The organism is Aliiglaciecola sp. M165 (assembly GCF_007197995.1).
In the GTDB taxonomy this organism is placed as follows: Bacteria; Pseudomonadota; Gammaproteobacteria; order Enterobacterales; family Alteromonadaceae; genus Aliiglaciecola.
Window position 1 is genome coordinate 121,944 of the sequence record NZ_VKKH01000006.1, and the last position, 13,639, is coordinate 135,582.

8 protein-coding genes are annotated in these 13,639 nt (G+C 45.9%); 5 read left to right on the forward strand and 3 right to left on the reverse strand.

Translation table 11 applies throughout. The features are described 5' to 3' along the window. Nucleotides 1–30: 30 nt before the first annotated feature. Nucleotides 31–1,542 (reverse strand): putative basic amino acid antiporter YfcC, encoded by a 1,512-nt coding sequence (gene yfcC, locus FM019_RS12390; protein ID WP_143836258.1) that lies wholly within the window; start codon nt 1,540–1,542, stop codon nt 31–33. Nucleotides 1,543–1,612: 70 nt separating this feature from the next. After that, a complete protein-coding gene (locus tag FM019_RS12395; protein WP_143836259.1) occupies nt 1,613–4,555 on the reverse strand; it encodes a TonB-dependent receptor domain-containing protein in 2,943 nt (980 codons plus the stop codon). 327 nt (nt 4,556–4,882) lie between these two features. Here FM019_RS12395 and FM019_RS12400 point away from each other — a divergent pair, with 327 nt between their 5' ends. After that, nucleotides 4,883–6,679, forward strand: coding sequence for a cyanophycinase (locus FM019_RS12400; RefSeq protein ID WP_143836260.1), 1,797 nt, complete (start codon nt 4,883–4,885; stop codon nt 6,677–6,679). Nucleotides 6,680–6,684: 5 nt separating this feature from the next. Here FM019_RS12400 and FM019_RS12405 read toward each other — a convergent pair whose 3' ends face one another. Next, nucleotides 6,685–7,437 (reverse strand): MipA/OmpV family protein, encoded by a 753-nt coding sequence (locus tag FM019_RS12405; protein ID WP_185969277.1) that lies wholly within the window; start codon nt 7,435–7,437, stop codon nt 6,685–6,687. A gap of 295 nt (nt 7,438–7,732) precedes the next feature. Here FM019_RS12405 and FM019_RS12410 point away from each other — a divergent pair, with 295 nt between their 5' ends. From FM019_RS12410 to FM019_RS12425, 4 genes are all read left to right on the forward strand, one after another. After that, nucleotides 7,733–8,908, forward strand: a complete 1,176-nt coding sequence (locus FM019_RS12410; protein WP_143836262.1) for a thiolase family protein — start codon at nt 7,733–7,735, stop codon at nt 8,906–8,908. A 139-nt stretch (nt 8,909–9,047) separates the two neighbouring features. After that, complete coding sequence (locus FM019_RS12415) at nt 9,048–10,610, forward strand: carboxylesterase/lipase family protein (RefSeq protein WP_185969278.1); 1,563 nt, start codon at nt 9,048–9,050, stop codon at nt 10,608–10,610. A gap of 76 nt (nt 10,611–10,686) precedes the next feature. After that, nucleotides 10,687–11,517: a hypothetical protein gene (locus tag FM019_RS12420; RefSeq protein ID WP_143836264.1), complete on the forward strand. Its 831-nt coding sequence runs from the start codon at nt 10,687–10,689 to the stop codon at nt 11,515–11,517. 89 nt (nt 11,518–11,606) lie between these two features. Continuing rightward, nucleotides 11,607–13,361: an ABC transporter transmembrane domain-containing protein gene (locus tag FM019_RS12425; RefSeq protein ID WP_143836265.1), complete on the forward strand. Its 1,755-nt coding sequence runs from the start codon at nt 11,607–11,609 to the stop codon at nt 13,359–13,361. Nucleotides 13,362–13,639: the final 278 nt, after the last annotated feature.

The following is a 13,639-nucleotide window of genomic DNA, read 5'->3' on the forward strand; positions in this document are numbered from 1 at the left end:
TTATTGACCAATGATTTTACTGTGATGGCGTCAGCTAAACCCGGTCATCACAGCAATTATCATGGTTGAGGCGGCAGCGATAAATAATACCAAAACCAGTTTCCAAGCGAAGCGGACCCAGGTTATCCAGTCGATACGCGCGACCCCTAAACAGCCGATCAAAGACGCCGAGGTAGGAATGATAATGTTGGTGAGCCCGTCACCGAGTTGGAACGCTAGTACTGCAATTTGTCGAGATACACCTACCAGATCAGAAAGCGGTGCCATCAGTGGCATGGTGATCGCTGCCTGACCGGATCCCGATGCCACAAAGAAATTAAAGATTGCTTGGAACATAAACATGATAAGTGCACTGGCTGTGGCGCCTAATTCGGCGATGCCGTTACTGGCATGAAATAGGATAGTGTTCAATACCGAAGGGGTGTCAGCGGAGGATCCTCCAAGAATAATCACAATGCCCTTTGCCATTCCGACAATCAGCGCAGCAGGTAATAGATCTTTTGCACCTTGCTGGAAGGCTTCTGACGCCTGATTCATCGACATCCGCCCTGCAATAATCGCTACTGTCGCCACCGCAATGCCCAAGGTGAAAAACTGGCTAGCAATTTCAGGGATATAATACTGACGCTGGGTGACGCCCCAGATAACCCACATAATTCCCAATGCAAATAGCAGTAAAATACTGGCGTCGGTTTTTCCAAAGTTCACCTTAATGTCTGTTTGCTTTTGACGAAAAAAAGCATCGGTTTTATGGCTTAAGGAAAGACTCGGATCACGCTTGATTTTAGCTGAATACAACAAAGTGAAAATTAAGCCGATTGCGGTAAAGACTACCCAAGCGGTGATACGGAATGTTTCTCCAGAGAACAGCGGCACATCGGCTATTCCTTGGGCGATAGCCACCGAAAATGGATTCATCCAACTGGTTGCGAAACCGATTTGGGTGGCAACGTAGGTGATGAGTACCGCCGTGATCGAATCGTACCCTAGGGCAATGACCAGAGGAACTAATACGATACAAAACGCAATGGCCTCTTCGCCCATACCAAATATTGCGCCGCCTAAGCTAAACAGGATGAACATGAGTGGAATGATCACAAAGTCGGCTTTTTGTGTGCGTTTGATTAATGCCAGTATGCCATTGTTTATAGCACCGGTTTGCATGATGATGCCAAATGCACCGCCTACAATAAGAATGAACGCGATCACGCCCACCGCAGAACCCCATTTGTCGCCAGATACCAAGCCTTCAAAGGCATAGTTCATGATCCCTGCATCACCGCCATCTGCAAACAGTGGGGCGGAGCTATCCTGGTCATCGGCATAGGAAAAGCTGCCAGGAACCAATTGTGTGCGTGTGACTTCCTTGCCATCTAAAACTTTAGTCACCTGTGCGGTCTCAAATTGCCCAGCAGGCATAACATAGGTTAACGCTCCCGCTAGCAGAATGATAAAGAATAGGATGACAAAGGCATCGGGCATTGAACGACTGATATCGGTAAATGGTTTGGCTGTGCGTTCGGGTTCGGCGTGGTGGCTCATAATGGCCCTCGATTGGTTAGAATTAGGTAGCATAGTGAGCGATTCACCATGCTACCTCATGCTATTTCATCTAAAAGAAATAGGTCAAGCTTAGGTTGTAGTTCGCGCCCAACGCATTATGGTTGATGCTATCAAACCCCCGAGAGGAACCATAAGCGATGGGGGGATCCCGATCTAACAGATTATCGATAGACAATCTTACTGATGCATTTTCAAATTTGTAGCCAGTGCTCAGTCGCAAGGTTGTCCAGGAACTGACGTCTCTCAATTCGTTTTCATCAAGAAGACCCAAATCATTCAACTCGTCAATCTCTCTGCCTCGCAGGCGATTGGTGTCATCTTTGTAACTGTCTGTATAGAATGCTGTCACGCCAACAAAAAAGTTATCTACATCCCAAAACGCACTCAGGCTGGCGATGTTCTCTGGGTAACGCCAAGTGCCTATCAATTCTTCTATTTCATCTGAACCGGGTTTATTGCGTTCAAAACTCAGATAGTGTGTCGCGTCAAACGCCAAAGTAATGGAACTTTCCGGCAGCTCAAAGGTGTGATCAATTTTCACATCGATACCTTCGACCGTTTGAGTACCGGTATTTTCAAGTAACAAAACATGATCACGATTTAACGGAAGTTCTGCAAAGCGAGGATCATCAAAATCGACCCATGCATCCAATATTTCGGTAAGGTTAGCGCCTTGTTCCTCAATCGTCAGGCCAGCAGCATCGGTGACCAAACATAAATCTTCATCGTAAGAGATCCCTTGTTCGCCTTCGGGCACCAGGCCACAGTGACGTAGTGAAGCATCTGATACCGCTCTATCCAATACACCTGTCATATCCGTATCAACAATGTCTTCATGGTCAAAATACCAATAATCCATGGTGATATTGGTTTTTTCTGTCGGGCTGAAACTAAACCCTACACTGACGGATTCAGATTCTTCCGGATTTAGATTTGGATTGCCCAACTCAAGCACGTTTTCGCTCCTAACTGAGTTGTCACCTTCGCAATATAGTGCTGATACTGAGCTGTTTGCACCACAATCATAACGAGCGGTAGTGGTGCGCAGTTTTACGCCAGCCTGAGTCAGTGAGGGGGCTCTGAACGACGTTGCCCAAGACGCACGTAGAATCAAACTTTCAGTCGGTCGGTAACTCAAAGCAACTTTAGGATTAAAGGTGCTGCCAAAATCATCGTAGTCGTCAAATCGCCCTGCCAACTGCATATCAATTTTTTCGTTGATGGGTACATACAGTTCTGCAAAAGCTCCCCATTGAGTGCGTTTGGCTTCTGATAAGCTTGAGCCAAAGCCAAATACGTCGACCAAATAGTCATTTTCAAACCGCGCTCTGGCATTTTCACTGGGTACGTCAGTGATTTCTTCGCGGCGCACGTCCACGCCAAAAGCCGCCATGACAAAGTCGCCATTGAATTCAAACAACTCGCCGCTGGCACGCAGGTCCCACGCATAGACTTTGCTGTCGCCATCTCGTGTAGGCATTTCCTGAGCAACCGCCAAGATAGCTTCATTGTTTGCGTCATTGGGCAAAAACGGGTTGTACATATCCAATAATGCGCCCGAGCTACAATTCAGTGTATCGGCATCGGCGTCATAGTCAGCAATTTCGCCGCTTGAGCATAGCTCCCCGGCAATCGCTGCATGATATTTATAACGATTGTAAATGCCCGCAGTAGCGACTTGCTCTGATTTTGATTGAGACAGAGTGACTGCCGTTTCCCAGTCCCATCCCTCATATTCACCGGACAGCGCAGAAACTAAACGAAACGCGTTGGTTTCGACTTCGGTGGTGCGTGGTGTGTTAAACCGAGCGTCAAATGAGAAGCCAAAAAGCTCCCGCCCGGCTGGTGTATCAAAAGGATCGATGTAGAGGTTGTCAAAAATCGGATCCGTCACCTCGCTAGGCAGAAAATCCAGAGAAAATTCACTGGTGAATGGCCCTTCATCATCGTTGATCTGATTAATTGGGGCAGGGCGTGAAAACGCACTGGATTTGGTTCGCGTGTAGAAAAAATCGGTGTTCCAGGTGACGTTGTCAAATTCCTTATTGTAAATCAGTCCACCGGAAAAGCTCTCGAAAGGCGTATCCAGATAATCGTCTTCATTGCCATAATAAGCACAAATTTCTTCGCCAAACTCGGTGGTCACAAATTCAGTTTCACAGGTTGGTGCGCCTATTTCATTGCCGTCTCTGGCGGAGAAGAAATAAATATTTGGCGTTCCTTTGGGCAGGTAGGAGTAGCTATTGACCAGTAGCGGCCGAGCGCTAAAACTGCGGTCTGTTGCTTTGAAATCTTGGCGGTCATAGAAATCTGCAAATGCAGTCAATTGGCCACCTGCCACTTCGCCACCCCAGACGGCGTTTAGGGTGAACTTGCCTTCGTCAGAGCCAGCAAAACTGTTCCCATAATTAACGTTCACTTCAGCGCCGTCATAGTCTTTTTTAAGGATGTAGTTTATCACCCCGGCTACCGCATCTGCGCCGTAAGTGGCCGATGCACCTGTTGCGAGTATTTCAATCTCTTCGATGGCAGCCAAAGGAATGCTGTTTATGTCTACAAAGTTCTGTGTGCCGGCGGCAAATGAGCTGGCGGCAACCCGACGACCATTGATAAGTGTCAAAGTGGATGATGGGCCAAGTCCACGCAACGACGCAGCTGATTGTCCCGCTGGGGTCGAGGTTGACGTTGCGCCACTTTGTGTCGTCGAAAACGATCCTTCTCCGCCGCGAGTCTGCCCGATGGTTTGCATTAGCTCTGAAAGTGTCGTGGCTCCCGAGCGCCGTATGGCTTCGGCATCAATAGTGACCAGTGGCTGAGCCCCTTCTAAGTCGACTCCTTTGATGTTAGAGCCTGTGACATTAATGCGTTCGACAAATTCCTCAGATCCTGCGGTAGATGCACCTTGAGTATCGACATTTTGTTGAGCAACGACGGATAGACTTGAACAGCCCAAACAAAGCATTACTGCCCTGCTAAGAGAATGAATTTTCATGATATTTCCTTGCAAACACCGGGCGTTGGGCCGCTATTAAAAAACGATTCTAATTGTTATTTTATTGTGCGCTGGTGGGGTCAAGTTGTTAGAAACAAGACGTCAGCAACTACCAGTTGAAGGCTTCAACTGGTAAAGAGGTTATTCGTCAAACCACTCCGACAAATAAAAGTTTTGATAACGATAGTTGCTAAATTTAGCCGCTTTTTTAATCATGCGTTTTTATGCAAAGTCTGCTTTTGAAAAACAATGAATATGTTCATTGACATGAGTAAAGTCTAAACACTAGTGTAAAAAAATGTCAATCATTCAAACCACCGAGATCTCATGTGTCATTTATCGATATTCAACTTCAAGCAGACTAGATCGTTAGTCGTATTATTCTTTTTGGTTTTTCTGAATAATTCATATTTATCAGAAGTTTATGCAAGTTCGGCTAGTAACGAAGAGGCGCAATACGATTTGATGTTGGTTGGCGGTGGATTGAACACCTGTTCGAGTTTTTCGTTAAAAAATTGTCAAAAAAAATCCTTCAATGAAGACGATCTTCAATCCATTTTGTACCAAATTTCACCAAAAAGTATCAGCCGATTTCTTCAAACCGAACCGATTCAACGTCTTGATAAGGCTAACCAAGAAAATATTCGTGCACTTTTATTAAATATCTATGCAAAAGTAGCTAATAAAATGTTAACTCGCCGCCAGTTACGAGATGCATTTGAGAACAATAATCTGTTGGAATGGTATCAGGCCCTGCCTGATCCACAGTACTATGCATTGCTTGACAGCCTTGAGGTACAACAGCTTGATCAAAATAAGCAGCGCAAACAAGAAAAAGCTAACTTGTTGTTGACCAAAGACAAAGCTTCCGTAGGCATTTATCAGCGTTTTGTGCAGCAAGCTAAGTTACGTGCGCCAAACCACTTAGAAAAGCCACATGTGGTCGTTATCACCGCTTCTTCCCGAGATCCCTTTGAAGTGGCAGACTTTTACATCTCGGTGTTTGAGCAAGCCGGGGCAAAGGTCACCTGGTTACCTTTGGATAAAACTTACCAACAAGCGCGGGCATTAGAAGTCGCCGGTTTTGCCGGATGCGAACAATTAGCGCGACTGCGAGAAACCAATTTAAGCTTTTATCGTGAACGAATTTATCCACAGCGCACGGCCTTGCAACAACGTCTTTGTGCGGCGCCACACGAAAGCCTTAAGATTATTCAGTCAGCACAAGGAATATTCTTTAACGGCGGCGATCAGAGTTTGACTTTGGCGGCACTAAAATTAGCCGATGGTTCAGACTCTGCAGAATTAGCGCTAATCAAAACTCAGGTAAATTCAGGTGCACTCATTGTTGGCGGAACCAGTGCTGGCACTGCGGTGCACGCTGGAGGTTCCTATCATGATCGACCGATTGTCATGTTGACCAATGGTGATCCTGCCAAGGCGATGTCTCGCGGAGCATTGGCGAATCCACCGCCAAGTCAGCGCTGCTTTGCTCAAGTGGCATGTGGGCAAGGTGTCGGGTCCGGTGATCTCACTTATCGGGCACAGGGCGGCACAGGTTTATTTGATTTGGGTTTATTGGATACGCATTTTTCAGAGCGGGACCGCGAAAGTCGATTGGCCGTTTTTACGGCAAGCAGCGAACAAACCTATGCATTTGGTGTAGATGAAGCCACCGCGTTATTTGTTGATAAAACTCTAGATGGCAACTACCTGTTTGAAGTGCAGGGGGCAAATGGCGTATTTATTGTCGATCAGCAAGTAGGGCACTATGCACTGCACAAATCTGCAGATTCGCCGCGTGTAAGGCGAGAAGTTTCGGGCGTCAGTCATTATTTGGCCCATGCTGCGCAGGCCAGTTTTAGCCGTGACACGGCGACTTGGCAGTTCAAACTTCCAGGAGAATTACGCAACAAGCCTTTACGTTTAGGCAGACTCGATGATGGAGAGTGGCGCAATCAGATCCGCGCCCATTGTGGCAGTACTGAGGTGATTTCATGGCAGCAGTATGGAAGTTACTTTGCCTTGAAGGCATCTCAAGCAACAGTGTTTCACTACGAACCTCAAGCCAAACACTGTCACTACACTAATCTGCCTTTTGTCATTTCTTATCTGTCAGAGTGACTTGTTTAGAAGCTGTAAGTCACGCCAATAAAGCCATCGACGACGGTATCGCCGTCGATGATTGGACTGTCTTTAATGTCACTGGCCAAAAATTGCCAACCCAAATTACCGATAAGTCGCCAGTTTTTGTTGAAACTATAATATCCGCCCAGTGTTAATTGGGGTTGGATGACGCTGCCCACATCGTAAGCCGCAAACGCAGAGTTCTGCTGCTCTCTCGCTGAAACACCATAGTAATAATCTGCGTACTTATCACTTAGGTATTCCACCTCTACCCCTGCAGTGATGCGCCATTTAAACCGGGGATCTTTAGCGATAGCGGTGCTCCAACCTACTGTTGCTCGCTGGCCCTGGTGTTCGTTAGTGACTTCTGTTTGTAACGTTGCACTAAATTGGCCATTCCACAATTCTTGATTAAAGGTAAAACCAGCCATCAGGCTGATATCACGATCTTCGATCCCAACCAGTGCAGGATCACCATCCGTTTCGAAATCATTAGCCGCCAGTGCCAGGTTTACCGAAACCGACGTTTCTGTGCGAGTGGTGCCAACCACATAGTAGTCAAGAAATGGTCCGCGCCAAACAAGCTTCTCGCCTTCATAAGCAACAATTGGAAATACATTGAGGCCGGTGTCACCACCAATGTAAGGATTGGATTGGCCAATGCCTATGACTCCAGCAGACCACTGAGCTTGAACGCTAAAGGTTGATAGGAAGCAAAGCGAGGCAATTGCCAATGTCTTTTTGTTTGTCAACATTCTATTTATTTTCCAAAACAAAGTTGTATTACCAAGTAAACGGGCCATAGCGTCGAGAGGATCAGTTGTTCTAACTAGGAAGTTTGTTGAAAAATCATAACTCGCAGGTTTTAACCAGGTTCGGAGTTATAGGCTCACTCGATGTTTTGTGGTGACTTAGAAAAGTTTACACTTTTGATCAATCCCATACGCAGCAAGCGCTTGATCTGAAAACCCAAGTGCTCTACCTTCTGCGAACTAAATTAAAACCAAAGATGGGTCATAAACCCAAACCCTACACCAAATGGAGAGTAATATGAGCAATGAATCCATTGTTATCGTGGCAGCCAAACGCACACCCATGGGCGGATTTATGGGCAGTCTTTCATCGGTTGCATCCACAGACTTAGGCGCTACAGCAATCAAATCTGTCTTGGGTGAACTTGACGCTAGCTTGGTCGATGAGGTCATCATGGGCTGTGTGCTGCCAGCAGGGCTTGGTCAGGCGCCAGCCAGGCAAGCGACGCTCAAGGCTGGGTTACCACTTTCGGCAGGTGCAACAACCATCAATAAAGTGTGTGGCTCAGGGATGAAAACGGTGATGATGGCCCATGACCTGATCAAAGCGGGTTCAGCTGAGGTGGTTGTCGCCGGTGGTATGGAAAGTATGAGTGGTGCGCCTTACATGTTGCCCAAAGCCCGTGGTGGATTGCGTATGGGTCATGGCCAGGTCGTCGATCATATGATGATGGACGGTTTGGAAAATGCTTATGATGGCAAGGCAATGGGTTGTTTTGCCCAAGACACCGCTGACGATGAATCCATTACCCGTGAAAAAATGGATGAGTTTGCTTTGGCTTCGTTAACCAAAGCCAAAGACGCCATTGACGCAGGTACCTTTAATGATGAGATTGCGCCTGTTACCTACGCAACACGCAAAGGCGAAGTGACAGTTGATACAGATGAAGGCCCGGGCAATGCAATGCCTGAAAAGATCCCTTCGCTTCGTCCTGCATTTAAGAAAGATGGTACCGTGACTGCGGCCAATTCAAGCTCCATCTCCGATGGTGCTGCAGCGTTACTGCTCATGACAGAATCCAAGGCCCGCGAACTCGGTTTGACGCCTTTGGCAAAAATCGTCGCGCATACAACAAATTCAATTAAACCAGAAGATTTTACTGTGGCACCGGTCGGCGCAATGGAAAAGTTGTTTGCTAAAACTGGCTGGACAAAAGACGACGTTGATTTGTTTGAAATTAACGAGGCCTTTGCCATGGTCACTATGTTAGCAATTAGCAAACTGGGATTGAGCGAAGATAAGGTGAATATCAAAGGCGGCGCTTGTGCATTAGGGCACCCGATTGGCGCATCTGGTGCGAGAATTATTGTGACGCTGTTACATGCACTAAACCAGCAAGGTAAGAAAAAAGGTGTGGCATCACTGTGTATCGGTGGCGGTGAAGCTACCGCTATTGCAGTGGAGATGTTATAACTTTCTTTTCATTCAGTCTGTCATGGGTGGGTTGATAACCCTTACCCATGATAAGGCTAGCATTCTAATCTGATGAGAAAGGGATACTACCATGTTGAGGCAGCTCATCTGTTTTGCTTTGTGCCTGGGGACAACGTTTATGCTTAACGCCCAACAACTTTCAAGCACGGTGACGGTCGAACAAGGTAAGCTTTCTGGAAAACACGTAGAACACCTGCATCAATTCTTTGGTGTACCCTACGCCGAGCCGCCAGTAGGGCAACTGCGGTGGCAACCACCGCAAAAAGCTCAAAATTGGTTGGGCATTAAACAAGTTCACACCTTTGAAAACCAATGCATGCAGAAGTATCTCTATGACGACATGCGTTTTCGCTCTAAAGGGGTTAGTGAAGACTGTCTTTACTTAAATATTTGGACTCCCGATCTGGCGCCAACTGAAAAATTGCCTGTGCTTGTGTATTTTTATGGCGGCGGGTTTCGCGCCGGAGATGGCTCGGAGCCCCGTTATGACGGTGCTGCATTGGCGAAAAAAGGCATCGTTGTGGTCACGGTCAATTATCGGCTCGGTATTTTTGGTTTGCTGGCACATCCATCGTTAAGCGCACAAAGTGGTTACGGCGGTTCAGGCAATTACACCTTTTTGGATCAACAAGCGGCGTTAGAATGGGTAAACAAAAATATAAGTCAATTTGGTGGCGACCCTACCAGAGTTACCATTGGCGGTGAATCAGCCGGTTCTATCTCTGTCAGTGCGCACATGGTAGCCCCTGATTCTAAAGGCTTGTTTTCTGCTGCAATCGGTCAAAGTGGCTCTATTTTAGGGCCTCCTTTGCCAGCTGTTAGCCTGCAAAAAGCCCACGAAATGGGTGTATCGACTGTCAATCAATTACACAACAAATTGAGCTTAAAAGTCGATAGGGGCAACATCGAGCAATTGCGCGAAGTGAGCGCCGAAACGCTACTTGATGCACTTGAAGAATTGGGCATTTCACGATTCAGCACAACTGTAGATGGACGTTTTATCAAGGATTTACCTATTAGCCTTTATCGAAAAGGACAATTTGCGAAGGTACCTTTGCTTGCAGGCGTTAACTCACAAGAAAGTCACTATACCAGCATCGTAGATAAACCCTTGGTCACCAAGGAAGATTATCAACAAGCCATTCGAAACCTCTATCCCGAGTATTATCAAGAGGTTTTGGCAATGTTTAATATCAGCGAGCAAGAGGATATAAAAGACGCATTGCAAACCCTTGCCAGTGACCGTTTTATTAGTTTTGGCGCATGGGCCTGGATCGATGCTGTGACTCATCATCCCTCTGTCAGTGGTAAACAACCATCGACCTATTTTTACCGTTACGATCATATCCGCCCAGCACGCAAAGTTAGTGAAGGGGGAACCGGTGAGCATCACGATCGCGGCGCTGTGCATTCAGCGGAAATAGAATATGTATTTGGTAATCTCGACAACAACCCGCTTTATTTGTGGCAGCCAGAGGACTATCAGGTATCAAAAGTCGTGCAAGGATATTTTGAGCGTTTTATTAAAACCCATGATCCGAATGGCGAGGGGCAGGCGTTTTGGCCGACGTTTTCGTCTGAGAAATGGATGATACTCAGTAAAGAACCTGAGTATCAATCTTTTGAAGCGCACATCAAACGCTATCAATTTTTTATGGATTATTACTACCCAAGCAATTAACTGATATTAAAGTTTTATACTTTGTTGCCGTTGGGCTAATGTTAGTATTTACGAGCACTGAAGAATAAGAACAATAATGAAATATCAAATCCACTCCCATCTTTTTGAAAACGAATTGATCGAAGTGCACATTCCTGGTTTGTTTGCGGCACCCGTTATGTGGCAGGAAGGAAAACCTGCACACAAACAGTTTTCTAAACCCAATACATTCCAATTAAATCTGCCTGATGGCGAAAGGGTTGAAGCGACGGTTAAGCAGCCTTTGTTTGATCCAAGTATTAAGGTGGTTATTGATGGCAAGGAACATATTGTCAATGAACACCAATCCAAATTAGCAAAAAGCGCCACTATTATCCCTACAATTGTATTGGCTTATTGTTTGGTCTTCACTGAGTTACCAATCGCGCTTGCCGTTTTGCTGTTAATTCCTTTAAGCTTATTGGCAAACCGAGCAACGCGGCTAAACCCATTATCAAGTATGCGTAATAGCATTATGGTGATGTCATTAGGTATGTCGACATTATTATTAGTAAGCAGTTTCTGGCCAATGTTGTCCAGCACGGCGCCACTAGTGCCGATAGAGAATAGACAGCTTGCCAATGCATTTTATGAAGTGGTGATTGAGCCAAGTCAAATACAACCCTACAATCGTGATGAAGTGGTTTTTATTGTGGAGTCTTTCCGTAATACCGAGGAATTTTTCACATTTGCCCGTGATCTGGATGAATTGGAAGTTGTGCCTGATATCAGCGAATCCATTTATCTGGCTAATATGCCAAAACACAAGCAACCTCTGTGGGTGGTGAGATTCGACATATCCAGCCAGGGTTTGGATAAGGTAGCTACACAACAGTTTGCCAACCAATTGGGCCAAGGATTCGAACAGTTTCTGCAAGAGCGCAATTAATTCTTCACTAGGTCCAATCCGATAATATAAAAGGAAGAATTGCATGAAATTTCTTGTAGTTCTTCCACTTGGCCATATATTCAACAGCTATGACCGCAGAAAAAATTAAAACTCGCACGCTCATTCATTGGATTTTTGCCAAGCTTAAGCCTTATAAGTTAAGGGTGTTTTTTGCCATTACTGCGTTGATAGTCGGGGCACTTTCCTGGTTGTTGCTAGGTCAAGGTGTAAAAATCGTAGTTGATGATGGCTTTGTTGCCAACAATGCTGACAAACTCAATCAAATGGTTTTTGTGGTGCTAGGGATAGCATTGCTGGGTAGTGTTGCAGCATTTTTTCGATTTTATTTGATGATATGGCTAGGTGAGCGGGTCAGTGCTGATATACGTAAGCAGGTTTATTCTCATCTGCTCAATCTTTCTCCCGGTTTTTTTGAATCCACACGTACAGGCGAGGTAATTTCTCGTTTCACCGCAGACACAACGGTTCTTCAAACAGTAGTGGGAATGGGTCTTTCAATGGCATTGCGGGCAACCATAACCTTTATTGGTGCCTTGATGCTAATGCTGATCACCAGCCCGTTGCTAACGTTGTATGTATTAGTTGCGGTTCCTCTAGTGTTGCTACCTATTAAGTTTCTTGGTGCAAGAGTGCGAACCTACGCAAGAGATAGCCAGGATCGGGTCGCCGATATGGGCGCTTATGTTGATGAAAGTCTGCATGAAGTCCAGACTGTGCAAGCCTATACTCATGAGTCCATCGATCGCAGACTTTTTTCAGAGCGAATAGAAGCTGTCATGCAAGCCGCCGCTGCAAGAATTCGATTTAGAGCACTTTTAATCGCCATGATTATGGGGATAAGCATCAGTGCAATTACTATTGTCGCCTGGTTAGGTGCCAAAGAAGTGCTTACCAGCGGTATCAGCGCTGGTGAGCTGACCGCTTTTATGTTTTACGCTGTGATGGCTGGGGGTAGTGTGGCTACCATCAGCGAAGTCATTGGTGAAATTCAAAAAGCCGCAGGTGCCAGCGAGCGATTATTGGAGTTGCTAAATACCAAGCCCCTGATAAACACTCCCGAGCAACCCATCAGCTTTTTATCACCTGTGCGGGGTGAAATTTCACTGGAGCAAGTAAATTTCGCTTACCCAAGTGCACCCGACATCGATGTGCTTAAGGGAATTGATTTGCAAATCAAAGCTGGTGAACGTGTGGCGTTAGTGGGGCCAAGTGGTGCCGGGAAATCGTCGATGTTTCAGTTACTTTTACGATTTTATGATGTGACAAATGGCACCATCAAAATCGATGGTGTCCCCTGTGATCGACTATTGCCTGAAGTATTAAGAGCACAGTTTGCCTTGGTTCCGCAGGAGTCTGTAATCTTCGCTACAACGGCACTTGAAAATATCCGTTATGGTCGACCTGATGCGAGTATCGAAGATGTAAGAGCTGCGGCAAGGGCTGCTCGAGCGGATGAATTTATTGAACAACTCATTGACGGATATCACACGGATTTAGGCGAACGAGGGGTAAGATTATCGGGTGGTCAAAAACAACGTATTGCTATTGCCCGAGCCATTTTAGCGGATCGTCCTGTCTTGTTGTTAGATGAGGCAACCAGCGCTTTGGATGCCAGTAACGAGCAACTTGTCAAATTAGCCCTAGACGAATTAATGCAAAATAAAACAACACTAATTATTGCTCATCGATTATCTACGGTGGTCAACGCCGATAGGATTGTCGTTATGGACAAAGGGCAAATCATCGCTGTTGGCAATCACCAGCAATTGATGCAATCTAGCGAGCTATACCAGCAATTTGCCGAGTTACAATTGGTTAGCTAGTTGGAAAGTACGCAACACTTACCGATTAAATTTTTCCCAATCAGTTATTAAGGTCTGTTGATCTTTGCTGTATGAAATTTGTTCTGTTTATAATCATTCTGATCGCGACGCGGGTTTACAGGCCTAGTGGCTCTAAGTCAAAAACCCGCAACAAAGAGCAGGATGATTATAAACTGAACCCGGAGGGCAGCGTTTGTGCGGTATTTGTTCTGCTTTATCGCTCATTCATGTAGAACAACTACACCACAATCGCGATGCATTGCCCAAATACCGCACAA